At 46.2% G+C, this 25,566-nt stretch carries 28 protein-coding genes, 1 tRNA gene and 2 pseudogenes; 14 read left to right on the plus strand and 17 right to left on the minus strand.

Features of this window, described 5'->3' with window-relative positions; translation table 11 throughout:
• Window positions 1-68 precede the first annotated feature (68 nt).
• From M5J74_RS20600 to M5J74_RS20625, 6 genes are all read right to left on the minus strand, one after another.
• Window positions 69-587, minus strand: a complete 519-nt coding sequence (locus M5J74_RS20600; RefSeq protein ID WP_250013032.1) for a DUF192 domain-containing protein — start codon at window positions 585-587, stop codon at window positions 69-71.
• Window positions 588-591: 4 nt separating this feature from the next.
• Window positions 592-1,188, minus strand: coding sequence for a thrombospondin type 3 repeat-containing protein (locus tag M5J74_RS20605; protein ID WP_250013033.1), 597 nt, complete (start codon window positions 1,186-1,188; stop codon window positions 592-594).
• A gap of 69 nt (window positions 1,189-1,257) precedes the next feature.
• A complete protein-coding gene (locus M5J74_RS20610) occupies window positions 1,258-1,542 on the minus strand; it encodes a hypothetical protein (RefSeq protein WP_250013034.1) in 285 nt (94 codons plus the stop codon).
• A 2-nt stretch (window positions 1,543-1,544) separates the two neighbouring features.
• Entirely contained in the window at window positions 1,545-2,126 is a 582-nt protein-coding gene (locus M5J74_RS20615) for a hypothetical protein (protein ID WP_250013035.1), read from the minus strand.
• Window positions 2,127-2,163: 37 nt separating this feature from the next.
• On the minus strand, window positions 2,164-2,595 hold the full coding sequence (locus M5J74_RS20620; RefSeq protein ID WP_250013036.1) for a hypothetical protein: 432 nt from the start codon (window positions 2,593-2,595) through the stop codon (window positions 2,164-2,166).
• Window positions 2,573-3,760, minus strand: a complete 1,188-nt coding sequence (locus tag M5J74_RS20625; protein ID WP_250013037.1) for a ParM/StbA family protein — start codon at window positions 3,758-3,760, stop codon at window positions 2,573-2,575. The genes M5J74_RS20620 and M5J74_RS20625 overlap by 23 nt, the downstream gene beginning before the upstream one ends.
• 513 nt (window positions 3,761-4,273) lie before the next feature.
• On the opposite strand from M5J74_RS20625, the gene M5J74_RS20630 reads away from it, so the two are divergent.
• Together M5J74_RS20630 and M5J74_RS20635 are read left to right on the plus strand one after the other, a co-directional pair.
• Window positions 4,274-4,609, plus strand: a complete 336-nt coding sequence (locus M5J74_RS20630) for a hypothetical protein (protein WP_250013038.1) — start codon at window positions 4,274-4,276, stop codon at window positions 4,607-4,609.
• Window positions 4,606-5,745, plus strand: coding sequence for a relaxase/mobilization nuclease domain-containing protein (locus tag M5J74_RS20635; RefSeq protein ID WP_250013039.1), 1,140 nt, complete (start codon window positions 4,606-4,608; stop codon window positions 5,743-5,745). Before M5J74_RS20630 ends, M5J74_RS20635 begins: the two co-directional genes overlap by 4 nt.
• Before the next feature lie 132 nt (window positions 5,746-5,877).
• On the opposite strand, the gene M5J74_RS20640 is transcribed toward M5J74_RS20635, so the two are convergent.
• The 4 genes and pseudogenes from M5J74_RS20640 to M5J74_RS20655 all read right to left on the minus strand — a co-directional run bounded on the left by M5J74_RS20640 (window position 5,878) and on the right by M5J74_RS20655 (window position 8,548).
• On the minus strand, window positions 5,878-6,642 hold the full coding sequence (locus tag M5J74_RS20640; RefSeq protein ID WP_250013040.1) for a serine hydrolase: 765 nt from the start codon (window positions 6,640-6,642) through the stop codon (window positions 5,878-5,880).
• 245 nt (window positions 6,643-6,887) lie between these two features.
• Complete coding sequence (locus M5J74_RS20645; RefSeq protein ID WP_015155904.1) at window positions 6,888-7,208, minus strand: cupin domain-containing protein; 321 nt, start codon at window positions 7,206-7,208, stop codon at window positions 6,888-6,890.
• 157 nt (window positions 7,209-7,365) lie between these two features.
• Window positions 7,366-8,205: pseudogene (locus tag M5J74_RS20650) on the minus strand (IS1 family transposase).
• A 271-nt stretch (window positions 8,206-8,476) separates the two neighbouring features.
• Window positions 8,477-8,548, minus strand: a tRNA-Thr gene (locus M5J74_RS20655).
• Window positions 8,549-8,864: 316 nt separating this feature from the next.
• On the opposite strand from M5J74_RS20655, the gene argF reads away from it, so the two are divergent.
• A complete protein-coding gene (gene argF, locus M5J74_RS20660; protein ID WP_015155905.1) occupies window positions 8,865-9,782 on the plus strand; it encodes an ornithine carbamoyltransferase in 918 nt (305 codons plus the stop codon).
• 152 nt (window positions 9,783-9,934) lie between these two features.
• Window positions 9,935-10,546 carry a transcriptional repressor LexA gene (lexA, locus tag M5J74_RS20665; protein WP_015155906.1) on the plus strand — a complete coding sequence of 204 codons (612 nt, stop codon included), beginning with the start codon at window positions 9,935-9,937 and terminating at the stop codon, window positions 10,544-10,546.
• A 97-nt stretch (window positions 10,547-10,643) separates the two neighbouring features.
• Here the strand turns inward: lexA and M5J74_RS20670 are convergent, their stop codons facing one another.
• Window positions 10,644-11,690 (minus strand): glycosyltransferase, encoded by a 1,047-nt coding sequence (locus M5J74_RS20670; RefSeq protein WP_106218327.1) that lies wholly within the window; start codon window positions 11,688-11,690, stop codon window positions 10,644-10,646.
• A 567-nt stretch (window positions 11,691-12,257) separates the two neighbouring features.
• On the opposite strand from M5J74_RS20670, the gene M5J74_RS20675 reads away from it, so the two are divergent.
• Window positions 12,258-13,745 (plus strand): DNA phosphorothioation system restriction enzyme, encoded by a 1,488-nt coding sequence (locus tag M5J74_RS20675; protein WP_250013041.1) that lies wholly within the window; start codon window positions 12,258-12,260, stop codon window positions 13,743-13,745.
• Between the two features lie 76 nt (window positions 13,746-13,821).
• On the opposite strand, the gene M5J74_RS20680 is transcribed toward M5J74_RS20675, so the two are convergent.
• Window positions 13,822-14,922, minus strand: a complete 1,101-nt coding sequence (locus M5J74_RS20680) for a YheT family hydrolase (RefSeq protein ID WP_371933979.1) — start codon at window positions 14,920-14,922, stop codon at window positions 13,822-13,824.
• Between M5J74_RS20680 and M5J74_RS20685 the strand changes: the two genes are divergently transcribed.
• Together M5J74_RS20685 and M5J74_RS20690 are read left to right on the plus strand one after the other, a co-directional pair.
• Window positions 14,858-15,058, plus strand: coding sequence for a hypothetical protein (locus M5J74_RS20685; protein WP_250013043.1), 201 nt, complete (start codon window positions 14,858-14,860; stop codon window positions 15,056-15,058). The two genes, M5J74_RS20680 and M5J74_RS20685, sit on opposite strands and share 65 nt — an antisense overlap.
• A 94-nt stretch (window positions 15,059-15,152) precedes the next feature.
• Window positions 15,153-15,902: a response regulator transcription factor gene (locus M5J74_RS20690; protein ID WP_015155910.1), complete on the plus strand. Its 750-nt coding sequence runs from the start codon at window positions 15,153-15,155 to the stop codon at window positions 15,900-15,902.
• 391 nt (window positions 15,903-16,293) lie between these two features.
• On the opposite strand, the pseudogene chlP reads toward M5J74_RS20690, so the two are convergent.
• Window positions 16,294-17,513: pseudogene (gene chlP, locus M5J74_RS20695) on the minus strand (geranylgeranyl reductase).
• A gap of 126 nt (window positions 17,514-17,639) precedes the next feature.
• On the opposite strand from chlP, the gene M5J74_RS20700 reads away from it, so the two are divergent.
• From M5J74_RS20700 to M5J74_RS20710, 3 genes are all read left to right on the plus strand, one after another.
• Window positions 17,640-17,897: a hypothetical protein gene (locus M5J74_RS20700; protein WP_250013044.1), complete on the plus strand. Its 258-nt coding sequence runs from the start codon at window positions 17,640-17,642 to the stop codon at window positions 17,895-17,897.
• A gap of 86 nt (window positions 17,898-17,983) precedes the next feature.
• Window positions 17,984-18,802, plus strand: a complete 819-nt coding sequence (locus M5J74_RS20705; protein ID WP_250013045.1) for a DUF2993 domain-containing protein — start codon at window positions 17,984-17,986, stop codon at window positions 18,800-18,802.
• Between the two features lie 76 nt (window positions 18,803-18,878).
• A complete protein-coding gene (locus M5J74_RS20710) occupies window positions 18,879-19,505 on the plus strand; it encodes a GerMN domain-containing protein (RefSeq protein ID WP_015155913.1) in 627 nt (208 codons plus the stop codon).
• An 87-nt stretch (window positions 19,506-19,592) separates the two neighbouring features.
• Here the strand turns inward: M5J74_RS20710 and M5J74_RS20715 are convergent, their stop codons facing one another.
• From M5J74_RS20715 to efp, 3 genes are all read right to left on the minus strand, one after another.
• Complete coding sequence (locus tag M5J74_RS20715; RefSeq protein WP_015155914.1) at window positions 19,593-19,946, minus strand: metalloregulator ArsR/SmtB family transcription factor; 354 nt, start codon at window positions 19,944-19,946, stop codon at window positions 19,593-19,595.
• 81 nt (window positions 19,947-20,027) lie between these two features.
• Window positions 20,028-20,597, minus strand: coding sequence for an acetyl-CoA carboxylase biotin carboxyl carrier protein (gene accB / locus M5J74_RS20720; protein WP_015155915.1), 570 nt, complete (start codon window positions 20,595-20,597; stop codon window positions 20,028-20,030).
• 69 nt (window positions 20,598-20,666) lie between these two features.
• Complete coding sequence (gene efp, locus M5J74_RS20725) at window positions 20,667-21,227, minus strand: elongation factor P (RefSeq protein WP_015155916.1); 561 nt, start codon at window positions 21,225-21,227, stop codon at window positions 20,667-20,669.
• Window positions 21,228-21,369: 142 nt separating this feature from the next.
• Between efp and M5J74_RS20730 the strand changes: the two genes are divergently transcribed.
• The 4 genes from M5J74_RS20730 to M5J74_RS20745 all read left to right on the plus strand — a co-directional run bounded on the left by M5J74_RS20730 (window position 21,370) and on the right by M5J74_RS20745 (window position 24,352).
• Window positions 21,370-21,531: a hypothetical protein gene (locus M5J74_RS20730; RefSeq protein ID WP_015155917.1), complete on the plus strand. Its 162-nt coding sequence runs from the start codon at window positions 21,370-21,372 to the stop codon at window positions 21,529-21,531.
• On the plus strand, window positions 21,482-22,588 hold the full coding sequence (locus M5J74_RS20735) for a peptidylprolyl isomerase (RefSeq protein ID WP_015155918.1): 1,107 nt from the start codon (window positions 21,482-21,484) through the stop codon (window positions 22,586-22,588). The genes M5J74_RS20730 and M5J74_RS20735 overlap by 50 nt, the downstream gene beginning before the upstream one ends.
• A 377-nt stretch (window positions 22,589-22,965) precedes the next feature.
• Window positions 22,966-23,481 (plus strand): SMC-Scp complex subunit ScpB, encoded by a 516-nt coding sequence (gene scpB / locus M5J74_RS33590; RefSeq protein WP_371934065.1) that lies wholly within the window; start codon window positions 22,966-22,968, stop codon window positions 23,479-23,481.
• Between the two features lie 529 nt (window positions 23,482-24,010).
• Entirely contained in the window at window positions 24,011-24,352 is a 342-nt protein-coding gene (locus M5J74_RS20745) for a DUF760 domain-containing protein (protein WP_015155920.1), read from the plus strand.
• Between the two features lie 11 nt (window positions 24,353-24,363).
• Here M5J74_RS20745 and M5J74_RS20750 read toward each other — a convergent pair whose 3' ends face one another.
• Complete coding sequence (locus M5J74_RS20750; protein ID WP_015155921.1) at window positions 24,364-25,566, minus strand: HhoA/HhoB/HtrA family serine endopeptidase; 1,203 nt, start codon at window positions 25,564-25,566, stop codon at window positions 24,364-24,366.

The following is a 25,566-nucleotide window of genomic DNA, read 5'->3' on the forward strand; positions in this document are numbered from 1 at the left end:
CTTGTCCCTACTAGTTCATTGCAGCAAGGGCGTTTGAGCGCGATCGCATCCCCAAAAGAAGAATACAACTATGGCGACTGGTCAGTTACTACCATACCAAGTTTAACTGGCAGTACGACTTTACTACCCATAACTAGGTTCAATTCTTTAGCTCTGCCACCTAGCAGTTCTAGTACTGTATCTACAGCTACTGGAGGGCTATATGTAGGGCAGTAGGTTAAGCCTTGGCAAGGAGGCGCATTGTGGACGATACTTTCAATCCTGCCTTGCTTGATAAATATGATGTCAAGCGGAAAGTTGACGTGCTTCATCCAGATTTTCGGTATATATGGATGAAGCAGGGGAAATAGCATACCAGCATTTCTGGGTAGCGATCGCCTATACATCAACCCTGTTGCTCGATCGCGATCGCTATGCGCTACCTCTAGTTGAAGTGTCGAGCTGCCTGATGGAAAGGTAACAATGGCTTTTGCCTGCTGCTCTAGTGGAGGTGACATACGGTAAGCAGCAAGTTCTATCTTCACCCAAAACCAGGCTCCAGCAAAAGCAATGGGAATAACAAAGTCACGGGGACAAAACCAACACACTCGTCTAGATGTAGAGGTCTTCGTCCGTTTTGAGGACGTTGCTGTTGGTGGTAGCCACCACTTCATAAGCATAGTCAAGGAGGCGATCGGGCGTAGAATCGGCTTCATGGGCGTGAAATTGAATGTAGGGGCTTTGGGAGAGCAGGTATTGAGCATCTTGCTCGTTGGCAGAGTAAGCAGATTGCAACACCTGAGAATCGAGAGCTTGTGCCAGCCAGCGATCGCTTGCTATTTGAGATGCAAGCTCGTCATATGTTAGCTGCGGTCTTCCCAGTACGCGCTTGGCGTGTTCTAGGTAGCGCTGTCTTAGTTCTGCTTTTTTACTAATACAATTGGTTGCGTATTCTTTGATGCGATCGCGCTGTTGAAGTGGCTGCTTGAGGTTGTTGTAGTGCCTGGGATTAGTATTGCTAGCAACCTCGTCGCCGTCGTGAATGCCGTCGCCATCGCTGTCAGGTGCATAAGGGTGAAGACCGTATTTGAGCTCCTCGCGCACTGTCAGCCCGTCGCCATCAAGGTCGAGGTCTAGTTCTCGTTCCTTTTGGCGGCGCACTTTCTGGGCATGAGATGGAGGTAGAAAGCGGTTGTTATGAGGAGTCATGATTTTTGAGCCATAGAGTATGAATTGGGGTGGGTCAACGAAGCGATCGCTCGTACTGTTGCTCGGTAGTTAGCGTTGCTCTGAGCGATGAGGTGGTAGCGTTGCCTTTGTCCCGTATAGTCGCAAAATGTAGCAGAGCGAGTTTTTGTCACGGCATAAGATTGCATTTGGTAGGAAATTTAGTCCAAATGTTGCACCCAAAGAGAAAATAACAACCGTATAGGCGATAATCCAAATCCAGGTATTGAGCAATCGTCCCCAACGCCGGACATTTTTCCAGTATTTCTCCTTCTTTTCCTCCGCCAGGGCAAGCTGTTTCTGCTCCAGTTGCAGCCGTCGCGTGTCTTCTTTCAACTCTAGAATGAGTCGCTGTCGGATGATTCCATCAATGATTCGGGCAAGCTCGCTGGAGGCGGGGATGATGGTAACTGTATCGTCTGCCAGTGTGCTTCTACCTCTGACATCAGGGATTGCGACTCCCCCATCTCCGCCTGCATCTGCTTCCAAACGCTTTCAAACTGAGTTCTCAACTCGCCGCTTTGAATCATCTGTTGGAGGCGGAGGATAGTAGCGTGAGGTATGACCTGCTTCATCATCTCGGCTTGCTGAAGTCCAATCTCAAATCCTTGGGCTATTGCCTCTTGGCGTAGCGTTTCTAGCATGGCAGTAAGTTTTGGCTCCACTATTGGCTCTCGATCGCTGGTTTGGGTATCATCAGTATCGACAGCAACTCCTTCCTTTTGGAAGTAGGTAGCAATGTCGTCATAAGAGGTGGCAGCCCCTTCCTCAAACAGCTTACGGGCAGTAGCAAACCGCTCTCGTTCGCGATCGCTGTAAACTCGTTTTTTGAGGGATAGCCCGCAGGCGCGTAGCGTCTGGGTTACGTCATCTGAAGCGAGATTAAACTCTGTTTGCAAATCTTCCTTAGAATACGACATACGTTTTTAGGCATTAATCGTTAGTTGACGGACTAGCTTAGTGCCAGGAGGAGACGATATCAGTCTCCGTTTCGCAGTCATCATCTTCTTCCACGTAGTTTTCTGCTGCAGGGCGAGATGAATTTCTGACAGGTTTTGTGTTTAAGGCGTAAGCTGGCAGATTGGTGTCTGCAAGCTCAAACGTGTCTCTCAAATATTGCACGTGCAGTTGCAACTGATAAATGCTGCTTCGCGCTAGACGTTGCAGTTCTTCTACTGAAATCTCGCCTTGGTGATGATAGGCGAAGGGTAGCCAAAAGGCTGCCAGGGCATTTAATACCCGTTCTCTACGAGTTAACTGAGCGCTGTCTTCGTTGATATAACTCAGCAACACTCCATACTTTGAGTCTCGTTTGGGTTGGCAGCGGAATGAGAAATTTACCTGCTCGGTGCTGCCCTCACTCTGTTTAGCTAACTCTGGCTTCGTCATGGTGCGATCCCTCGGCAGTTTCAACGGTGTCCCGCAATCGTGGTAGCGGTCGGTTGTGGAGTTGGAAGAATAGTCCATATGCATCTAGTAAACGGGACTGGAGGTGTTGTGCCCTCACTAAGTCGCCAAATGTCTTGACCACTCGCTCGTCTAGGGAGCTGCACCAGTTGGTTGTCCCAGCACCCAGACTCTTGAAAAACTGCGTCAGTTCTGGCTGCAAGTAACGGGCAGTGCCACCATTGACGATAATTTCGTCGGGGCGATCGGGCAACCGCTGTTTCAGCCAGTTGGTGAGGATGGCAATATACTCTTGCTTGGCATCCGCGATCGCCGCAGCAATTTCTTGCATCTCCTGCTCTCGTAACTCCACCATGTTGGTGCGTACTAGTCCCGCTACTGCCTTTTTACTGGGTTTGGAACCGGAGCAGATAACTTCCACTAATCGCTCAGCCTTCTGACCGGAAGTAAATTGCTGCACTTTTTCTACCATCCTGGAGAAACCGTAGTTTTCCGTGCAGCCCCAGGAAAGCGCTCCTTTTTCGATGAATAGAATAGAAGCGTTGCGGTAGCCAATCATCAGGACGGCAATGTTCAACTCCCGCGCATTTCGCAAGCGATCGCCTCCCTTGTGCGGTACTCTGCCCCGTGCAAACAACCCCGCTCCCTCTGGCAGGCAGGTAAATGATTCCAGCGTGACAAAATACTCCTTACCGCGAAAGCAGAATCCAGACAATGCTTGTTTGATGTAGGATTCAAACCTGTCTCTGTCGGTATACTCACCCCAAGGCAGGAGGATTCCCAGTGACAGCGAGAATGAATTACCCATCTGCTTGCTCTGGACTATACTCCCTACAATTGCCAGTAGTTGGGGAATTGCAGAGTCAATTTTGAGCGATTCCAGGCAGTGGACGGCGTTGAAATGAGTCTTGGCTAAATGTCCTACTGCATAATAATCGTTTCCCAGTTTCACCCAAGCTGAGTTTTCGGGCATTGAATTTCCCAGCTTGTACTTTTCGTAATTCTCGATACTCTTGGACGGCACTCTTAAAACTTGAGGTGCAATCAGCATTAACTCTGGCTTTAAAGCCTGTGATTGCGAGTTGAGGGAAAAGATTGCTCTGACCAAGGATGCGCCGAAATCAGCGGCTACAGTAACGTCAGACATGACAGTCCTCGATCGCGATTGTCGATCTCAATATTGATAATGAAAACTTTTTTGTCCGGCTTGTTGTTTGTGAAATGTCAAAAAAGTCGAATAAGCAACTAGTAGCACAAAAAAGCATATGCCAGCAATAGTTCATTTATTTTGGGCAAGAATTCGATTGAATAAAGCTATAGCCTGCTTATTTATTAGCTCTTTTTAGTTTAAAAAACAAGATAAGCAAAAACTTGATTAAAGCTTGCAAAGTCCAAGCAAATATTCGATATTAATTAGTAGTTGCTCGCTCTGAATCAGCAAATACTCGCCTACTTTGCCTCCAGCTTATGCGAAGCTCCTATGACGCGCTGGTGCTGCAATTAGAGGAGCAAGCCATGTCAGAGGACTACATGAGTTAGGATAAAATTACAAATTTTCTTGCCAGCTTTTTTGGCTCAGAAATAGTAGAGACGATCGTCTTAGTTAAAAGCTTTTGTAACATGAATGCAATAGTTTGTATTATGGAGTTTGAGGCGAGTGGTGGTAGACAATACATTACGAAACCAAATAGTTCGCATTCGACTGACTCCTCAAGAAAAAGCACAAATAGCTACTGCTGCTAAAACAGCTGGGGATTTAAGTTTGAGTGCATTTATGCGAAATGTAGCACTTTCTATTCCGGTAATAGAAAAGCAACGCCAGGTTGTACCCCAAGTCAACCGCCAACTTTATTACCAGCTTGGAGAAATCTACAGACTATTAGAAGCCCAGCCTAACCGCGATTTGGCGCTTGTTGGGAGTGAAGTCATAGAGCCATTGAAGCAGCTGCTCGTGCAGGTGAGGCAGGACTTACTCGGCTTTGGAGACGAATTGTGATTGCCAAGCAGGTGTTGGGGAGCAACTTTGCAGGTGTCCTGTCCTATGTTAGTGGCAAGGAAGGGGCGCAACGCATTGGTGGTAATATGGCAGGGCAAAGCCGATCGCAACTGGCAGCAGAGTTTCGGATCTCGCGAGACTTAAACTTTCGAGTCAAGAAATGCGTCTACCACGCCACCTTATCAGTAGCGCCAGATGAGGAGTTGAGCGATCGCCATTGGAATGAAATTGCTGATGCCTACACCAAGGGAATGGGCTTTCATGGCTCTCAGTATGTAGTGTACCGTCACACCGACACTCACCATCACCACATTCACATTATTGCCAGTCGGATTAGGATTACTGACGGCTCTACAGTGAGCGATGCTTGGAATTACCGCCGCAGTGAAGTGCTAGTGCGTCAACTGGAACAGCAGTTTGAGTTAAAACCAGTCGTGCCAAGCTGGAGCAAAAAGGAGCGATCGCCTCATACTGGAGAAGTCCGCAGGTATCGGCGTACTGGTGAGGTGAGCCGACGAGTCAAGTTACAGCAGCTAATTTCTAAAGCATTGCAGGGAAAACCTTGCTTACAGGAATTTATAGCTCGCCTTGAAGCGCAGGAAGTTGAGGTGCAGTTGCGACGGGACGAACGGGGTAAAATTCTAGGGATTTCCTACAAACTTGGTAGCGTGCCATTTCAAGGAAGGCAAATAGGACGAGGCTATGCTTGGACGCAAATTCAAAACCGTCTTTCTGTTCCTAGAATGGAAACACAGCAGCGATCGCAAGATGAGGAAACGGCAGCAATGGCAAGCGATCGCATTGCCCAAGAGCGCAAACGGCAACTGCGAGAACGATACTTGGTACTGCAAGAGCAAGTGCGTCAGAAAGAGGCATTTAGAGATAGCAACCATGATGAGATCGACATTGCTATAGCTATCCTGACACTCAAGCAGGGAGAGGCGATTGATGAGGTAGAAGCAATGATGACACAAAGCGATCGCGTGCGGCTATTGAAGGAGACGCTGCCCAAGCAAAAATATCTTGTGTCTGAAGAGCGATTACGTGAGCTACATCTCTCAAACAGCTATTGCAACTGCCCAAGAACTAGAAGAAGTGGCGGAACAACAAGAACAACTGGTGATGTAGATTTGTGATTCGCAAGGCAGGCGATCGCACACCTTGGAGCACTAACGGCAGAGTTGAGCGGCAACGGAGAGAACCAAAACGTAGACAGAAAACTTCTACTTGCCGCTCCAACGCTGTGTTCGACCGCGTGCGCTTCATCCTCACAACGTATTTTGATAAACAAGCCTTGCAACATCTCGACAAAGTTCAATTCCTTGATAGTTTTCGGATAGACCCGTAGTCATGACTACGATGATTACTGTTTCCTCGCGCCCCAACAACACACCAATGTCATGTTCGGTTCCCAGCGTTTCGCCTGTTTTATTTGCCAATCGTGCCCCCTTCGGGATACCAAGATGCAGCTTATTTTTACATTGCTGCCCTTCCAGGATTTTTAGCGGCTCGTCGCCATATTTACTTAGCAGATGCTTATCCTGTATAAAAGCCTCCAGCATCCGAAGCATATCACTGGGAGTTGTCAGATTATCTTGACTTGTGCTGATAGAATCATACATCTTGTATTGCAAGATAGTGTGCGTAAGTCCAATGCACTGAATTGAATCGTTGATGTTATCAATACCAAGTTTGTCAATCAAGAGATTAGTTGCTGTGTTATCACTAACGACAGTCATTAATACTGCTAAATCGTATAAACACAATTTCAACCCAGGCTTGAGTTGTCGCAGAATCCCAAAACCGATGACCATATCCTCACTTTGCAACTCGATCTCTTCTGCCAAATCGAGCGAACCCGTTGCACATTGGTGAAAGAATTCCCATAGGATAGGAAGCTTGATCAGACTTGCCGCAGGAAATACAAGATTGGGGTTGAACTGAAAGCATGACCCTGAATCGAGCGTTTTAATGATGATCCCTGTAGTGCCTTGAAAATTAGAAACGAGAGGCTGAAAATCAATCTGATTCATATGATGGAGCTTCATCTTGGACATCCCGCCTTAATTATTTTATTTTCGATCCCCTTCCCCTCGCAATCGCTTCAATCTGACTTGACTCCATAAATAGCTTTCAAATTAATGCCTTCATCCATAGTTCTTAGCGGTCGAACGTTCCGCTTCACCCGCCGCAAACAGCATCTCGTTCTCAACCAACCACTTCTATACGGTCGGTGTGCAAGCGGATTGTTATGCCATGACCGTAATGCTTTGATAGTTTATCTTAGATAATCTTCTCTAGGCGGAGTGAAAACATCAACCACCTCTCCAGCCTCCAAAACCTCAATGCTATGAAGGACATTCGCAGGAATGGAATAGCTGTCGCCTGTGGTTAAGATATCTTCTCGATCTCCAACATTTAGACGATATTTACCTGAAATGACATAACCGCTCTGCTCATTCGGATGTGAATGAAAAGAAACAAAATTACCAGGTTCATAATGCATCTTTGTGACCATTGTCTCCACCCCAACTGCCAGAACCTCAAAGTTCACACCCTGAAAAACACTATGCTTTGCCTCCTGTGCTTTAACAATCATTCAATTTCCCCTTTTGGTATACACTATGGTCATTGTCCGAGTTCAATTCTAAAGTCATCAAGTACTCGTCGTAAAATTGCCCATCTCTTGAAAAGGTTTCTTGTTCAGTCCCGTAGACATGGAAGCCAAACGACTGATAAAGACGGATGGTTGTGCCTCAGCAAAGTGTGGGATAAACAGCAATATTTCGCCAAGTCCAAGGTTCTGAGGTTAGGTCTGCACGTTGAGCCGCCGTGGTTCCGCGCACGAGAATGCACCCAAATCCAGTTGAAGTAGCCGACGATCAAACGCAAAGTGACTTTCGTCTGCTCCCAAATCTTGCCAAAGAGCGTTTTGTCTTCGATGCCAACGTCCTGTCTGTTGCCGAAGGGAACCATTAGTGCGCTCCAGTTTTTGCGTCAAGGCTTTACTAATGTAGTGCTCTACTTCATAATCGCCTAGCACTCGCTCATAACCTTTCCAACTGTCTGTATGCCATTCGGTACAGTTAGTCAAGCCGAAGGGTACTAGCCACTAACTCAATTGCTAAGGAGTCGCTATGCTTGCCTACACGACCAGATAAAATCAAGCCATTTAGCTGGGCTAAACGAGAGCGCTATCCAGCAGTCTCCGACTTCAAGTTCTTCGGGTAGGCAGTGCTTCTGTTTTTTTGGACAAACGACCACATTTCATCGGCAGCAACGGCATCCGTATCAACAGAAGAGACCTCGGCATTATGAAATGCGTTGAGCTTTTTGACTTGCGGCTCGAACCAGACTGGCTCCTGTGTTGTAGGATAGACCGCTCACCCGACTAATACCACGCAGACTGGTTCCTTCACAATGTGACTGTAAGACAATCCGCACTTTCTCCTCACTGATTTGCCGCCGATAGTAAATCGTGTCAAAGGTATAGCGTGAATGTTTGCTTGCAGTTTGGACAGCGGTATCTTTGACTGCCTTTGCTCGTTAAACCCTTGTTTATGGATCTTATCGTGACTACATAGGGGACAAGGCATGGCTTCGTGGAATAAAAGCAGTTTTCTTCCTAAAACATAATATCAGTCCCACGCTTTCCTGACGCACAACCTTCTGTTTTGGCTTTTTTGAGACTACCATCTTTACTAAATTCTTTACTAAAATCTTGACCGATCGTGATGTTTTTTCGACGGTTGTGTCCGATTTAAGTCGCTGGTGTCGAGAGCGCGTCACGAGCCTATATGCGCCCCTAACTCTGACGAGTACTGGACTAGAGGCTAAAATACTTTTCTAGCAAGGGGCAGAAAAAAAAGCTGGTGACGGGATTTGAACCTGCGACCGGCTGATTACAAATCAGCTGCTCTACCACTGAGCTACACCAGCACAATAAATCACGATAGCAAATTTTGTCAGTCTTTAGCAAGAGTAGTCATGCTTCTTTTGAGCAAATAGCGCGATCGCTGCTAACAAAATTTTGTGCCTGCCACAGAAAATATTCTCCTGTAGAGACGTTAGTAATGTCTCTACAGGAGAAACCGACAGGATTATGTCCGGAGATTCAAGCTAACTAGCCGTGCTATGTGCCAAAAAATCTGCTACTTTCTAAAGAATCAGTACTTTTTTGACACAGCAATAAACCGGAACAAGGCAAGCTGTGTCAATTTTCGTTTAGTACAGTTCTTTACTTACTACAGGCAGCATGGCAGAGTTGAAGGGAAGAGATTTACTAAGTCTTGCCGATTTAACTTCCGAGGAAGTTACAGCATTGCTACAACTGGCAGCGCAGTTAAAATCAGGGCAGCTAAAGCCTCAGTGCAATAAAGTTTTAGGATTGCTATTTTACAAAGCTTCCACTCGCACTCGCGTCAGCTTTACTGTAGCAATGTATCAATTAGGCGGACAGGTAATCGATCTTAACACCACAACAACTCAAGTTAGCCGCGGCGAACCTGTAGAAGATACAGCACGAGTTTTAGATCGATATTTAGATATTCTGTCGATTCGGACTTTTGAGCAGCAACAATTAGAAACTTTTGCCCACTATGCCAAAATTCCTGTGATTAACGCTCTCACCGATCGCGAACATCCTTGTCAAATTTTGGCAGATTTGCTGACGGTAGAAGAATGTTTTGGTAAGTTGAAGGGACTAACTTTGACTTATGTAGGTGATGGTAACAATGTCGCTCATTCTTTGCTGTTGGGCTGTGCTTTGGTAGGTATGAATGTCAGAATTGCCACTCCTGCCGATTTTAAACCTTTAACAGAAATTGTCGAGCAAGCCAAAGCGATCGCCTTACCAGACACTGAAATTACCGTAACAGAAGATCCAGAAGCAGCAGCTAAAGGATCGCACGTCCTTTATACCGATGTTTGGGCGAGTATGGGACAAGAATCAGAAGCTAATTCCCGCATTCCAATCTTTCAACCCTACCAAGTCAACGAACAATTGTTAAGTCTTGCCGATTCAGAGGCGATCGTTTTACACTGTCTCCCAGCCCATCGCGGCGAAGAAATAACCGCCGATGTCATAGAAGGTTCTCACTCTAAAGTCTGGGATCAAGCTGAAAATCGAATGCACGCTCAAAAAGCTTTACTAGCTAGTTTGTTGGGAATTTAGTGAGTGGTGCGTGACAAATCACCAATTACCAACTACCAATTACTAACTACCAACTACCAACTACCAAACAAAAACTTTTTTTTGCCATTAGGGGCAATTTTGTAGTACGACTGTTCTAAGAGGTCTATATCGCGATTGAAACACACTAAACTATGGAACCCCTAACGGTAGCTCAACAAGAACTATATGACTGGTTAGCAGAATACGTGCGGCAATACCAGCATTCACCTTCAATTCGCCAGATGATGCAAGCGATGAATTTGAAATCGCCTGCACCCGTGCAAAGTCGATTGGAACATTTACGCGCCAAAGGATACATTGAATGGACGGAAGGTAAAGCACGGACGATCCGCATTTTACAATCCCAATCTCCCCAACAAAGTATCCCAGTTCTGGGTGCGATCGCAGCTGGCGGTTTGGTCGAACCGTTTACCGATGCTGTCGAACACCTAGATTTTGAAAAGCTATTTTTACCACCTGCAACTTTTGCGTTGCGGGTGATTGGTGACAGCATGATTGAAGATTTAATTACGGAAGGCGATCTCGCAATCATGCGTCCAGTTGCCAATCCAGAACAGGTAAAAAATGGCACGATCGTTGCAGCTAGAGTAGACGGACACGGTACGACTTTAAAACGCTTTTATCTTCGTGGCGATCGCGTGACGCTCAAGCCTGCTAATCCCAAATATAAGCCAATAGAGATCGCCGCCAAGCAAGTCCAACTGCAAGGCGTTCTCTTAGGCGTGTGGCGCGGCTATAACTAAGGAACAGGGAGTAGGCGTACGAGCAGGGGAGCAGGGGAGCAGGGGAGCAGAGGGAGAAATTACTAGCCACTAGCCACTAGCCCACTAGCCACTCTCCCTACTCCCTATTCTGCTCCAAATATCGCTTGAGGCTACTAGCTACAGCTAAGAAAGGCACTAGGAATAGTGCAACTATGACTTTTAAGGAGTAACTACACTTGAGAGCTTCTCGAATTTGAGCTTTTGTAGCGGTTATGTCGCCTCTACTAAGCACTCTGAAAGCATTTCTTAAAGCATATAAAGCGCATTCTTCCATCGCTCGTTTTGCTATGCGCTCGGCTGTGGATTTTGGTAAATACGAGCGGGTAGTTTCAATACTCTGACGCATATTGACAATGTTTTTTCCCGTTCTCACAAAGGCAGAAGTCTGGGACCTAGAGTGAACGCGAAAACAAGCTAGTACTTGTGGCTCGAACCAAATAGGGTAGTGTGCAGCAATTCTCCGCCACATTTCGTGGTCGCAAGCACCATACAATTCTGGACGAAAGCCACCCAAGTGTTCGTAAACACTGCGCTTAACCACCATCGCTGGTGGATCGACAAGCGAGTATACTGCAATGCGTTTTAGAAAGTTAGGAATTATACCAGATGTACTTCTTTCTAATGAAGATAAATAATTTTGCTGCCGATTGTTCTCGTCAATATGTCCGTGCCGACAATACGCTGCACCTATACTTGGTTCTTGGGTAAATGCTGCTTCTAAAGACTGATAAAATCCTGGTAAAACAATATCATCATCGTGCAGAATATGAATTAAATGACCGTGAGCGCGACGAATGCAAGTGTTGAGATTTTCAACCATGCTGACGGTCTGAGGCTGTCTGTAAACAGAAATTCTGTGCTGTTTAGCTAATCGCTGAATCAGAAATTCAATCTCAGGGTTAGTAGAACAATTATCAATCAGTTCAATTTGAATTCGCTCTGCTGCATATTCTCGCATCTGCTCTATAACACTGGCGATCGCTTGCTCCAGATATATTGTGCGGTTGTATATGGGAATCATCACAGACCACATTGGTCTATCTACATCTGGAGGAAGTGGATCGATGGCATTTGAGCTTTTCTTGACTTCGGTTAAACTGCAATCTGTGTTGTTGCTGAGCATCTTTATTTTTAAACTGACTCCGCTTCGGATGAAGCCCACCACTAGAAAAAATAGACTTTACGAAAGTTTATTTGGAAAGCTAAATTTAAGCTTTAACTCTCTTCAAATCAAACATAATTTTATGCGGTCGCTTGTATTTTTTTTATTTTTGATAACCTGTATTAAAATTGAACCTGACTAATTGCATACAAAATCTGTAGCAGCAATCGCTACCAGTATGCAACTAGAACTCGTATAGAATTTATCGATCTCAGCTTTGAAGTCACATGAAATTTTTACGGTTGATCTTGAAATTTGATATGGCAAATTATACTAGAATCCGAGAAAAAAAAACAGCATGGCTAACTCTGATTTTAAGCATAGGCTTTGAGCAGCTACGAACTAACTAATTGAGGATCAAATGATAATGGCTACCAATATCGATCCTGGTAGATTCAATTTGAGTTATTTGTGACAAACTTTTTTGTAGATAGAAAACTATACTACCATAAAGGTATAAATTATGACATTAAAGCTAGTCATGCTTCTGTTCTTCAAGCGCATTGCTTCAGATGGGATTTAAAGTCAATGTATCTTACACAGAGTTCAGTCAAATACCAGCTTGATGCCCGATCGCAGTTAAAATTAGTTGTTGCCAAGGAAGAACGGGGGAAGTACCAACCCCAGACGACACCAAAATCCTTACCGATACCGGGATGTCCGAGAATACCCCGATCGCTACAGTTGCGATCGTATCAGCGCCAAGCCATAACTAATTGGTTTGCCAATCGCGGTAGGGGAACGTTGAAAATGGCAACGGGTAGCGGTAAAACAATTACAGCTTTAGCGATCGCCTGCGAACTCTATCAAACAATTGGCTTGCAAGCTTTAATCGTTGTCTGTCCCTATCGTCATCTCGTCACCCAATGGGCGACAGAAGCCGAAAAATTTGGGATGCAGCCGATTTTAGGCTTTGAAAGTCTTCGACAGTGGCAAAATCAGCTATCTACAGGACTATATAATGTCCGTGCTGGCAGTCAGCCTTTTGTTACTGTCATCGCGACCAACTCAACTCTAATTGGCGAAGGCTTTCAATCTCAATTGAAATATTTCCCAGAAAAAACTCTAATAATTGGCGATGAGGCGCATAACCTCGGTGCGCCTCGTTTAGAGCAAAGTCTACCCCGCCAAATCGGACTGCGCCTGGGTTTATCTGCTACACCAGAAAGATACTTCGACGAGCAAGGCACGGAATTTATTTTCGACTACTTTGGCACAGTCCTACAACCAGAACTCACTTTAGCTGATGCCATTCAACAAGGGGCATTAGTCCGCTATCTTTACTATCCGATTTTGGTAGATCTGACTGCTACCGAAGCGCAAGCCTATGCAAAACTGACAACGAGAATTGGCTGGGCGATCGCATCCCAAGAAAATGGTACAGAAAGCGATATTACGCCATTATTGATGCAGAGAGCTAGATTAGTTGGCGCAGCAGCCAATAAGATTGATGCTTTACGACAGTTAATGCAAAACCGTCGCGATACATCCCACACCCTATTTTATTGCGGTGATGGAACGACTGAAACTGAAGATGAGCGTAGCTCGGCAAGCGATCGCCAGATTGCAGCTGTCGTCAGAATGTTAGGAGTGGAACTCGGCTATCGCGTCAACACTTACACCGCTGACACCCCTTTAGCAGAACGGACAAAATTGCGCCGTCAATTTGAAACAGGAGAACTGCAAGGTTTAGTAGCAATTCGTTGTTTAGATGAAGGTGTTGATATCCCTGCCATCCAAACCGCCGTGATTCTGGCTAGTAGCAGTAATCCGCGCCAATTCGTACAACGACGCGGCAGAATTTTACGCCCTCATCCAGGTAAGGAACGCGCTACATTATTCGACGCGATCGTTTTGCCTCCAGAATTAGATCGCGATACATGGGAAGTCGAACGCAATCTTCTGCGCAAAGAACTCCGCCGATTTATCGAATTTGCCGATTTAGCTGACAATGCTGGAGAAGCCAGAATGAAATTGCTCGATTTGCAGAAAAAATATGGCTTGCTGGATGTGTAACCAAACGAATTCGGAATTCGGAATTCGGAATTCGGAATTAATATAGGTTTCCTGCTTTGTGTTCACTGATAACTGTTCACTGATAACTGTTAATCCACTCCAAAACTCGATTCCACCCCCACCAAGGATCGGGATCGGCAAAATGCTGCTGACAGGTGCGATCGCTCATGTAGTTGACGTGTCCGCCGTAGCGAGTTAACAGTAGATCGAGCTGAGGATTGCGATCGCACGCTGCTTGCAAGTCTGGCACGATTGTTGGATCGAACATTGGATCGTTAGCAGCATAAATAATCAGTGTCGGTTTTTGTAACTGCGGCAATATATGCAAACCGCTACTTGCCTCGTAATAAGCTTCTACCGAAGGAAACCCCAATTTCTCAATTACCAATTCGTTATCGAAGCCCCAAATACTATTAGCTTTTTCTATCGCAGTAGGATCGATCGCGCCTGGATGTGCTTCGTAGATCTGCCATGCCAATTTTTTCAACTGCTTGGCGATCGCTTGTTCCAACTTTCTCCCCAATGGGTGCTTTACCAAATAAGATAGCGACCGATTTGAATCCAAACTCGGACAAATCACCGCCGCCCCAGCAATGTCCTGCGGGATTAGGGAGTTGGGAGTCGGAAACGGTGAGTTAATTCCGAATTCCGAACTCCGAATTCCGAATTCTAACGCCTGCGCTGCTTTCACTCCCCACAAAGCCAATTGCCCGCCGAGGGAAAAGCCTGTAAACCAAAATGGTGCGGGACAACCCATTGCTTTTGCTTGAGCGGCGATGCAAACAAAATCTTCTCCTTCATATAACCCATCAGAAGTTAAAGTTGGCGATAACTGAGCTGTCTTACCGTGCGCCCGCCAGTCAAATAGCACTACAGCATAGCCTTGAGCAAAAGCTTTGCGTCCTAAAAGTCTTAAAAACCACTGATTTTCTAAAGTACCTGTAATACCATAAGTCCCAACGATCGTGGCTTTGGGATTTTCAGGAATTGCTACCCAACCAAAGATTGGTACTTCCCCAGCACCGTGAAAAATAACTGCTTCATAATTCGGCTCTGGGTGGCTAGTCGTTTTTTCCCAGTCTTTGCTTGCCCAAAGCGCAGTGTAAACCGTCATGGCTAAGCCATTGCGCAACCACCAAGGCGGCGTAAAGTTAGAATTCAATTTTCCTCGATGCATTTCAGTTATCAGTTATCAGTTGTCAGTTGTCAGCGAACTCTTACCTCTTGTCTATTGCCTCTTACCTCTCAAACTCGGCGATCGCATTCAATTTTCATCACTTTGTTACAACATTCACCACATGAGCGATAGCTAATCTTTAGAATCATCCGTATAATCAGTACAGCAATCTTTGTATCTGCCCAAGGTTCTTATTGTTCATTAACATTTGTTAATCTGATTTAATAATAATGGCACGAATACTTGTAATTGATGACGATCCAGCAATCTCCGAATTGGTTGCCGTGAACTTAGAAATGGCTGGCTACGATGTCAGTCAAGCAGAAGACGGAATTAAGGGACAGGCTCTCGCACTCCAGTTGCAGCCAGACTTAATTATGCTCGATCTGATGCTACCTAGAGTAGACGGCTTTACAGTTTGCCAGCGTTTGCGGCGCGACGAACGGACGGCTGAAATTCCCGTACTCATGCTCACAGCCCTTAGCCAAACTCAAGATAAGGTTGAAGGTTTCAATGCAGGCGCAGATGACTATTTGACGAAACCATTTGAAGTTGAAGAAATGCTAGCTCGCGTCCGTGCGTTACTTCGGCGTACCGATCGCATCCCTCAAGCAGCCAAGCATAGCGAGATCCTCAACTACGGTCCTCTAACTCTGGTTCCAGAGCGTTTTGAAGCTATCTGGTTTACTGAAACTGTCAAATTGACCCACCTAGAATTTGAGTTACTCCACTGCTTGCTTCAGCGTCACGGACAGACTGTTTCGCCTAGCGACATTCTCAAGGAAGTCTGGGGATACGATCCTGACGATGACATTGAAACTATTCGCGTCCACATTCGCCACCTCCGAACCAAGCTAGAACCAGATCCTCGCCACCCTCGCTATATCAAAACTGTTTATGGTGCGGGCTATTGTCTGGAACTACCTAGCGTAGAGCAAGTAGAGGAAGTAGCTGTAGCTCACGGGAGCAGTCACGAATAAGTCCATATTTTTACAAAAATAGCTAGAGTTAACTTTGATTGTTTGCTCTAGTTTTCAGGAGAAATGCAGTTGTTTTCATCTGCATTTGTTTACTTTTTTGATATTATGTTTTTTATACTAGAAATATAGTCCGATTTTTTAAAACTGAAACTACTTTTAATCTTGAATTAAAAAAATAATAACTTAAGAAATAAAAATAAGCAATCCTGCTCAAAGCATTCTCAAAATATTTATCGCCCCATCATATGTAGAGACGTTACATGTAACGTCTCTACAGAAAAATGTTGGTAAATCAATTAGAATTGCTACGCATTGCCTAACGTAAGCAAAAAAAATGTAAGGACGCACATCTATCTGTACGCCCCTACAAATCAAAAACCGATCGCCCCAATTAAGGAGCCAAAGCATTACCCCGAATTAGACTACCAATCGTTTTAGCAGTAATCTTCAACTGAGTGATGGGATTAGCTGGAACCACAGTTTTGTAGAGATAGCTATCGAACGTTAGCTTTTGTACGTCTAAATCGGCGCACATCTCCACGAATGCCTCGCGAGTTGCATCGGAACGGTAGAAAACAGTTTGCAAAATGTCTAACACCTTGTACGTTATGCCGTACTTCCGATCCCAACGCTTGAGATAAACCTTGAGGTCATCTTCTGTAGGAATGCGGCTACCGCCTTGGGAAAACTCCACAATCGTTTCGGCACACATCCGCCCAGATTTAGCAGCGAAGTAAATTCCTTCACCTGATGATTTCGTGACGTAACCAGCAGCATCGCCAATGAGCGCAATTCTGCCAACAACGCGACGGGGACGGGGATGTTCGGGGATGGGGTGCGCCTCAACTTTAATGATTTGACCCCCAGCCAATTTTCTCGCTGCACGGGCGCGAATACCAGCTTGCAGCTGCTTGATGCTGGCTTTGTTGACCTGCATCGTCCCCGTACCTACGGCTACGTGGTCGTATTTCGGGAATACCCAAGCGTAGAAATCGGTAGAAACGTCGTTACCAACGTACATTTCCGCCATATCTTGGTAATACGCCATTTTATCTTGAGGCAAACGGATGCGCTCTTGAAATGCGATCGCGAAGTTGTAGTCCCCCGCGTCCATTTCTTTAGCAATCCGAGAATTTGCCCCATCCGCACCGATAACCAAATCCACCTTCAAAGTTTTGGCAACACCTTGCGTCCCACCTTCTGAGTGGTCTACATAGTGGATGGTATAGGGTTCTTTACTATTTGTCGGAAAATCAAGTTTATGAACTGTGGCATTAATTAAAATTGCGCCCAACTGCGCCGCCCGATTGCGCAGGAATCCATCCAGCACTTCGCGGCGACACATTCCAATATATTCGTCTTCATTAACCAAATTGATATCCACCTCGCGGTTAGAGGGGATATCATCTTCATCCGTCGTACCTGACGGTCAATAATTTCTGGTGGGAGGTCAAACTCGCTCACCATGCATAGAGGAATCGCACCGCCACAAGGCTTGGCATTATCCAGCTTGCGTTCAATTAGGTAAGTCTCGATGCCAGCTTTGGCTAGGACTTCTGCGGCGGAGGAACCTGCTGGACCCGAACCAACGACAGCAACCCGTAGAGTCAAAGTTTTTCTCCCAAACTTCAAATCGCTAAAAATGCATCGTATCACGGTCTTTTGCCCGAATTGGCGACTGTGGCAGCAGATCGGGCAAATTTGCAACAGAGCTTAAAACTTTTGTAAATATATTTAATGTCTTTTGAGCTGGCTTTGTGTATGTCAGTTATTAGGGAGCAGGAAGCAGGGAGCAATTCAAAATTCAAAATTCAAAATTCAAAATTCACACCCCACACCCTACACCCTACACCCCACACCCCTTCTTCACGCACCACGCACCACGTACCACGCATCACTCATCATATTCCACACCAAGTGCGATCGCGCACTACTGTTGCAAGAGCGGGTAGTCGTGCGCCGCGATCGCCGATTAAGCTAAACTTAAGAATTTAAACAAATCCAGAAACCTAGTATAGTTTGAGTCTGACACTTAATATCGAAGTCTAAAAATCGCCTAAATGCCTTGAAATGAACGCATAATGGAATTTTTTACGATTCTTCTGTCTGGCATACTTGGTTTAGTGACTCCGGCAGGGTTAGTTGTAGATCGAACGGCAGAAAATGCTATTCGCTCTCAATTGCAACACGCAGAGCGGCTAGAAGTGCGAGTAGACAATGCGCCTAGTTACCAACTTATACAAGGTAAGGTGGAAAGGGTGCGCTTAGCTGGACGAGGCTTAAGGCTAAAGCAGCAGAATATCCGTATTGCTGGGTTAGAACTAGAAACCGATCCGATTGATGTCGAGCCGCGCAGTCTAGGAAAGCAAAAGCTCAAATTACGGCGATCGCTCCATGCAGGAGTGCATGTGCTGCTAGAGCAATCAGACCTCAACCAAGCCTTACCCACCTTGATTGCGCAAATTCAGGCATTTGTGATTCCAGAGTTGGGGGGCGATCGCTCTGAGTCTACCTCTAACTATAAGTTTGTCAATCCACGACTAGAACTACTAGCCAACAATCGTTTGCGCTTTCAAGTCCAACTAGCCGCAGAGGATGACGACGAGCCACTGGCAATTGTAGCTGAGTCAGGATTAGCGGTAAAAGGGGGGCGACAAATTCAACTAGTTCAACCAACAGTTACCGTCGATCGAGAAGCAGTCGCTCAGAATATCGTAGACGAAATCGCCATGAATCTCAGCCAAGAACTCGATTTCCGTCGCCTGGAAGTGTACGGACTGCAAGTGAGAATCTTACAATTAAAAGTAGCAGCCCAAAAATTAGATCTGGTGACTTTTGTGCGCGTCGATCCGTCTTCCTCTTTGTTGCAGAATCCTTCATTGCAGAATTCTAAGTTATAGACTCAGCTAATATATAATTTGCTAATTTGCCTCCTCATCTCACCGATCTCGCGTCCACCCAAGGAGAACTATCCCTATGGTTAAACAACAACAAAATCGCCGAATTCCAGTTAGCGGCTTAGTTGCAGGAATTGCGGCAGTAGCAGTGACAGCAGGAGGCGGCGCAGCTTGGTGGCACTGGCAATCGAACCAAAAACCAACTCGACCAATTGCGCCACCAATTAGCGGGATTCAAGAAGCGCCAAAGCAGCAAACTCCACCAGTCGCACAACAACAGGTAGAAGTCTTTTGGCTCAAAGGAAGTGGAGTACGACAGCAGCTGGTTGCGACTACAGCCACCACAACGGCTGACATTAAAAAACAGCCTACGGCTGCTCTAAAAACTGCTTTTGATAACTTACTCTCTGGTCCAAAAGATGGATCTGTCAGTACTACCATTCCCCGAGGAACAACACTGCGGGATCTAAAGGTGGAGAAAGATGGAATTCACGTCAATTTATCAGAAGATTTCACCGCTGGTGGCGGTAGTACTGCTATGACAGGGCGAGTAGCACAGGTGATTTACACGGCAACAAGTCTCGATCCAAGTGCCAAAGTTTGGATTGAGGTGGAAGGAGAGCCGCTGGAAGTTTTAGGCGGCGAAGGCTTAGAGTTAGAGCAACCGCTGACGCGCCAAAGTTTAGGAGAAAACTTTACACTTTAGCCTGCTACATTTGATAAGAATTATGAAATTAGCAGCGATCGAGAGATCGAGCGATCGCTGGCAGCAAACTGTGGCATAGTTAACCCCTCAACGTTTTCCATTTCCATTGAGTACCCGAAATTGGCGGGCTTGATGTTCGACTCGGGTAGCAAGTCGATGACAGACAAGATTCCATAATTGGAAGATCATGTCATCCTCAACGCGGTAGTAGGCGGAAGTGCCTTCACTACGGCGACTGAGAATGCCTGCCTGCCACATGATTTTTAAATGTTTGGAAACGTTGGCTTGGCTAGTCTGAGTTGCATCCACCAATTCTTGAACGCACTTTTCACCATCGCGTAACAGGCTGAGCAGCCGTAGGCGCATTGGTTCGCTTAACAAGCTGAAATACTCTGCTACTTGTTGCATAACCTCTGGAGGTACAGGCTTGGTTAATTTCATTAGAACTGACCCGTAGAAAGATGTCGCAAGATAGTTGGCAGTGATGCCAAATAGTTAACTGGTAATTAAAGTAGTTAACCATTAATCGGGGTTTATGCGCATCAGTGGCTGTCCGTATTCCACTGGTTCGCCATTTTGTACCAAAATTTCCATGACTTGTCCAGATACTTCGGCTTCAATTTCGTTCATCAGCTTCATCGCCTCGATAATACAGACAGTTTGACCGGATCTAATGCGATCGCCAACTTCTACAAATGGCGGTTCGCCTGGAGCAGGAGCGCGATAAAAAGTTCCTACCATAGGAGAAGGAATTTCTGCAAACTTTTGTTCTACGGGTGCTGACGCAGCCATCGAGACTGTGGTGGAATTAATCGCAGTAGAATCAACTCGGCGAGAAACTGAATCCATGCCAGCAGGCATTTTAGCAGAATCGAAGTGTAACTCCGTTGTACTTAGGTTACTGCTGTCTCCTGCTACAGCGGATGCAGGTGCAGCACTTTGACTACCCGTACCCTTACGTACTGTCAGTTCAAATTCCTGAGTTTTTAGGGTGAGTTCCTCAATTTCAGTTCGATCCAACGCCAACAAGAGTTGACGTATTTCATTTAAATCCAGTGACACAGCAAATCCCTCTTCAATGTCATTTGTCATCAGTCATCAGTCATTTGTTGTCATTCCACTCATGACACATGACAAATGACAAATGACTCCTAAAAGCAATCATTCTCCCCGACCGAGATAAGTATCGTTACGGGTATCGATCCGAATGCGTTCCCCTTGAGAAATAAATAAAGGAACCATAACAGTAGCGCCAGTCTCGACAACAGCAGGCTTAGTACCACCCGTAGCCGTGTCACCGCGCACGCCAGGATCGGTTTGCACGACTTCTAGCACGACAGAATTAGGCAATTCTACTTCCAACACTTGCTCGTCCCAGCGGACGACATTCACTTCCATGCCATCTTTGAGGTACTTGACGCGATCGCCAATTTGTGCTGCCGTCAATCGCGCTTCCTCGTAGGTTTCCATCTCCATAAAGACGAAATCATCGCCGTCTTTATAGGTATGTTGCATCGTACTCTTTTCTAGAGTGGCTTGGGGAACTGTTTCACCAGCACGGAAGGTTCGTTCCACTACGCTACCAGACTGGACGTTTTTTAACTTTGTCCGCACAAAAGCCGAGCCTTTCCCTGGCTTTACATGAAGGAATTCCACCACCCGCCAAACAGATCCATCTAGGACAATACTTACGCCTGGTCGAAAGTCATTACTAGAAATCATGGAACAATAGACTCACTCATCGTGCAGGACAATCGGCAATCTATTTTACCTCCTTTGTGTCGGGTTAGAGATTAGGGGTGAGGGATTAGGCATTTCACGCACCACTCTGTATGGCAAAATGACGATCGGGTCTCACTAAGTTATGCGCGAAGTTATGCGCGAAGATCGCGTTGCGCGTATCCGCGCCCTGCCATCGCCGCAGTGCGATGGAGAGCAAAAATTCCTCGCAGCATACCCCTTATCAGAGCTAGATCATGACAAAATTTTGCCAACGCTGGCTAAAAAATATTTCGATCGCAATTAGTATGATTGCGTTTTGTTGGAGCCTAAGTGCAGCAGCCTGGACTCCTACCTCCTACGCTGCACTACCAGCAGGAAATGCCATCACTGATGGTAAAGCTCTGTTGCGTTACGCCTTGCCAATTGACAACCAACCCGTCAGGCAACTGCAAGCAAGTTTAGAAGATATTGCCAATCAACTGCGAGCCAACCGCCGTTGGGGTGCGATCGCTAACGACCTCAAAGGCGCTTCTAGGGCAATCTCTAATCCTGAAAAAATTCTGAGTAGCGTTCCCGCAGAGCGCCAGCCTCAAGCAGAAAAGATAATTGCTCAAATTAAAGATGGCATTCCCAAACTTCAAGCAGCAACAGATAAGAAAGATAAAGAAAATATCTGGGTCGAACGCGCTAACATACTCAATTTAGTTAGCGAGTTAGAAGAGTTGATGGTCAAAGAATTTCCCTATGAAGTCCCCGCTCAATACTCTAACTTGCCTCAACTCAAAGGACGGGCAACAATCGCATTTAAAACCAATAAAGGTGACATTACTGTGGTTGTAGACGGCTACAGCGCCCCCGTCACCGCAGGTAATTTTGTCGATCTCGTTCAACGGGGCTTCTACAACGGATTAGAATTCATCCGTGCTGAAGATTCCTACGTTTTGCAAACAGGCGATCCCCCTGGTAAAGATCAAGGATTTATCGACCCCAACACGGGTAAGTACCGCGCCGTTCCTTTAGAAATTCTAGTCAAAGGCGATTCGGAACCTACATACGGCGTAACATTAGAGCAAGCCGGTCGTTACACTGACGAACCAGTATTGCCCTTTTCTGCCTACGGTGCAGTCGCAATGGCAAGACCGGAATTTGAGCCTGACGGTGGTTCTTCCCAATTTTTCTTCTTTTTGTTTGAGCCAGAACTAACTCCAGCCGGACGTAACTTACTAGACGGGCGTTACTCTGTATTTGGTTACGTTACCGAGGGTAAAGAAGTCCTAGAAAAGCTGAAAGCAGGTGACAAAATCGAATCAGCGAAAGTCATCCAGGGTGCAGACAAATTAGTTCAACCCCAAGTAGCATAACTAGGGAGTAGAGATTTGTAGGGGCGGGTTTAACAGATATGCCTAAAGACAAACAAAAAATTCAGCTAAACCCGCCCGCAGAAGAGCCAGTGGAAAAGAGGGCTGAGGGGGCTGAGGGAGCTGAGGGAGCTGAGGGGGCTGAGGGAGCTGAGGGAGCTGAGGAAGCCCAAGGAGCCCAGGGAGCTGAGGGAGAAAAACCACTTACCACGTACCACGACGCGGCTCCAATGCGGAGGAAACCTCCGCTTCCGCCCGCTTCACCACGCACCGCTCTTTCCCGACTCCCGACTCCCGACTCCCGTACGGGCGGGTTTGGCAACCCGCCCCTACCGACTCCCGACTCCCGACTCCCGACTTCCCACAAACTATCAACCCAAATCGAAGCAATTCTTTACTTAAAAGGCAAACCGCTATCAGTCGCAGAAATTGCCGAATACGCCCAGTGCGATCGCCCTACGGCTGAAGAAGGACTGATCGAACTGATTGAAGACTACGCCCGTCGCGACAGCGCCTTAGAGGTTGTCGAAACACCTACAGGTTACAGCCTGCAACTGCGCGCTGGTTTTCAAAACTTGGTACAGAGGTTAATTCCTCTCGAACTTGGAGTCGGGGCTTTACGCACGTTAGCAGCGATCGCCCTTCACAGCCCAATTGCTCAAAATCAACTCGTCGAGCTGCGCGGCTCTAGTGCTTACCAGCACGTTCAAGAATTGGTAGAACAAGGATTCGTCCGCAAACGCCGCCAGTCAGATTCTCGCTCCTCCCTACTTCAATTAACCGAAAAATTTCATCAATACTTCCAAGTCGAACAACTACCGCAACTTCTGGGGCAGGAACGCAAGCAATCTAAGTATCAGCAGCTAGAGTTGGCTGACGATTTAGAAGATAGCTGAGGGAATTGAAAGTAATTTATCTCGTTGAGCAAACATCAGGACTAGGGCAAATATCTCTTTTCTCTAGCTTGTTTCAGGTAAAATCGCTCGATTCTGCGGTTGTTAATCTCATTTTGCCGATTGTTACTAGTTTTTTACTATCTTGCTCTATTCTGAGGACGTAAACTCTCTATTCGATCCTCAAAACATCTGATACAATTTATTTAATGAATCAGTAAAAAAAATTAATATTTTAGTCCGCAAGGTTTGCCTGCAACAGGTCTAGCTCTAGCTGAGAAAACACCAAAACGCGAGTGTTGGATCTAGAGATCGGGATTAGTTGACGTACCAAAAATGGTTCTAGCTCTTACCCAGGCAGGAAAGTTTGACCGAGCGGTAAAGCAAACCGCATTCCCAGCGCAGGTAAAGAAAATGAGTTGCCATAGCGTGAAAGCTACAATAGCTAAATGTTAGCACTTAGTTATTAGTTTTTAGTATAGAAAAATCCTCAATCCCATAGATTCGATACTACAGCAACAAGACACTGCTTATGACCTTTAATCCTGACTTTTTGAGCGATCGCGAAGAAACGCAAGCTAACTCATTGTTGAAATATCTCCAACAGCAATCGCCGGAAATTCTAGCCCGCGTTGCTAAGTCTGTCAGCCCAGACATTCAACAAATCATCTCCCAAAACGTCCAAGGGCTGGTAGGAATGTTACCTTCAGAGCAATTCAACGTGAAAATCGTGACCGATCGCGAGAATCTAGCAGGAATTTTAGCATCAGCCATGATGACAGGATATTTTCTGCGGCAAATGGAACAAAGAATGCAGCTAGAAAATTTAGCTGATGCCGCTACCTCGCCTCAAGAGTCTAATGGTGGAGATTAAGCGCTGATAGCCTAACTGAGTTCGTCGGCAGGATAAGCACCTGGTTTGACATGAAAAGTCTGAATCGCACCCTGGCGATTGACTTCTAGTGTCAAAGTTGTTCCCAAGGTCGTTGATTCCACCTGTTCTTGAACTTGCAACGATTTAGCTACCGTCTTGCCGTTGATTTTTTGAATCACGTCTCCCGCCCGCAGCCCAGCTTGAGCCGCCGGAGATTTAGCGATCGCGCGCACGATGAGTACGCCAGAATCGATTTCAACCTTTAAATCGGTTTCCTGAGCGATTTCAGTTTTTGATGCGGGGGTTAAATCGATCATTTGAATCCCCAAAAAAGGATGGCTAATGCGTCCTTTGCTAAATAACTGATTGGCAACGCGGGCAGCAGTTTCAATGGGAATGGCAAAACCGAGTCCTTGAGCATCGGTACGAATTGCCGTGTTGACACCCACGATCTCCCCTTCAGTATTTAATAAGGGTCCGCCAGAATTACCAGGATTGATTGCCGCATCAGTTTGAATAAATGTAACGCGCTTATCCGGTACGCCAACTTGGGCGCTCGTGCGGTCGGTAGCGCTGATAATGCCAATCGTGACGGTGTTATCCAAGCCTAAAGGATTGCCGATCGCGATCGCCCACTGCCCGGGAATTAAATTTTTTGAGTTACCGAGCTTGACTCGCGGCAAATTACGAGCGTTAATTTTGACAACAGCAACATCCGTGACCGGATCGACACCGACAACTTTGCCCTCAAATGTGCGACCGTCTTTCAACGTGACTTGAACCGTTCTTGCCTCGGAGACGACATGGGCATTGGTCAATAACCGACCGTCAGGACTGAGAATAAATCCAGAACCAGTCCCGCGTTCGATTCTTTCGTCGGGGATCGGTTTCTGTCCGCCAAAAAAGCGGCGGAATAGAGGATTGTTAAATGCTTCGGGTAATTGATTGGCAACTTTACGGGTCGCATTAATTCTCACGACAGCTGGTCCCACTTGCTGGACGGCAGTAGCGATAAAATTGCGATCGCTTGCGACTGCTAATCCTCCCACTGACGGTGTTTGTCCTCCTGAAGTAGTTGGTGGTACGGCAACAGAAATCGTGTTTGGTTGGGGAGAGAAGTGCAAATCGACATAGCGACTGCCCCAAAAACCAGCACTGCCACCCAAGACAAGTAAAGTAGAAGAGAAAGCCAGTGTTTTTAACGACAAACCCAT

The organism is Chroococcidiopsis sp. CCNUC1 (genome assembly GCF_023546805.1).
GTDB lineage: Bacteria > Cyanobacteriota > Cyanobacteriia > Cyanobacteriales > Chroococcidiopsidaceae > Chroococcidiopsis > Chroococcidiopsis thermalis.

Coding starts and splice junctions, on each gene's coding strand:
- M5J74_RS20605 (WP_250013033.1), bottom strand. CDS start 1,188: ATGACTCCTCATAACAACCGCTTTCTACCTCCATCTCATGCCCAGAAA.
- M5J74_RS20615 (WP_250013035.1), bottom strand. CDS start 2,126: ATGTCGTATTCTAAGGAAGATTTGCAAACAGAGTTTAATCTCGCTTCA.
- M5J74_RS20620 (WP_250013036.1), bottom strand. CDS start 2,595: ATGACGAAGCCAGAGTTAGCTAAACAGAGTGAGGGCAGCACCGAGCAG.
- M5J74_RS20625 (WP_250013037.1), bottom strand. CDS start 3,760: ATGTCTGACGTTACTGTAGCCGCTGATTTCGGCGCATCCTTGGTCAGA.
- M5J74_RS20640 (WP_250013040.1), bottom strand. CDS start 6,642: ATGAATCAGATTGATTTTCAGCCTCTCGTTTCTAATTTTCAAGGCACT.
- M5J74_RS20645 (WP_015155904.1), bottom strand. CDS start 7,208: ATGATTGTTAAAGCACAGGAGGCAAAGCATAGTGTTTTTCAGGGTGTG.
- argF (WP_015155905.1), top strand. CDS start 8,865: ATGGCAGAGTTGAAGGGAAGAGATTTACTAAGTCTTGCCGATTTAACT.
- lexA (WP_015155906.1), top strand. CDS start 9,935: ATGGAACCCCTAACGGTAGCTCAACAAGAACTATATGACTGGTTAGCA.
- M5J74_RS20670 (WP_106218327.1), bottom strand. CDS start 11,690: ATGCTCAGCAACAACACAGATTGCAGTTTAACCGAAGTCAAGAAAAGC.
- M5J74_RS20675 (WP_250013041.1), top strand. CDS start 12,258: ATGTATCTTACACAGAGTTCAGTCAAATACCAGCTTGATGCCCGATCG.
- M5J74_RS20685 (WP_250013043.1), top strand. CDS start 14,858: ATGGCTAAGCCATTGCGCAACCACCAAGGCGGCGTAAAGTTAGAATTC.
- M5J74_RS20680 (WP_371933979.1), bottom strand. CDS start 14,922: ATGCATCGAGGAAAATTGAATTCTAACTTTACGCCGCCTTGGTGGTTG.
- M5J74_RS20690 (WP_015155910.1), top strand. CDS start 15,153: ATGGCACGAATACTTGTAATTGATGACGATCCAGCAATCTCCGAATTG.
- M5J74_RS20700 (WP_250013044.1), top strand. CDS start 17,640: ATGTCTTTTGAGCTGGCTTTGTGTATGTCAGTTATTAGGGAGCAGGAA.
- M5J74_RS20705 (WP_250013045.1), top strand. CDS start 17,984: ATGGAATTTTTTACGATTCTTCTGTCTGGCATACTTGGTTTAGTGACT.
- M5J74_RS20710 (WP_015155913.1), top strand. CDS start 18,879: ATGGTTAAACAACAACAAAATCGCCGAATTCCAGTTAGCGGCTTAGTT.
- M5J74_RS20715 (WP_015155914.1), bottom strand. CDS start 19,946: ATGAAATTAACCAAGCCTGTACCTCCAGAGGTTATGCAACAAGTAGCA.
- accB (WP_015155915.1), bottom strand. CDS start 20,597: ATGACAAATGACATTGAAGAGGGATTTGCTGTGTCACTGGATTTAAAT.
- efp (WP_015155916.1), bottom strand. CDS start 21,227: ATGATTTCTAGTAATGACTTTCGACCAGGCGTAAGTATTGTCCTAGAT.
- M5J74_RS20730 (WP_015155917.1), top strand. CDS start 21,370: ATGCGCGAAGTTATGCGCGAAGATCGCGTTGCGCGTATCCGCGCCCTG.
- M5J74_RS20735 (WP_015155918.1), top strand. CDS start 21,482: ATGACAAAATTTTGCCAACGCTGGCTAAAAAATATTTCGATCGCAATT.
- M5J74_RS20745 (WP_015155920.1), top strand. CDS start 24,011: ATGACCTTTAATCCTGACTTTTTGAGCGATCGCGAAGAAACGCAAGCT.
- M5J74_RS20750 (WP_015155921.1), bottom strand. CDS start 25,566: ATGGGTTTGTCGTTAAAAACACTGGCTTTCTCTTCTACTTTACTTGTC.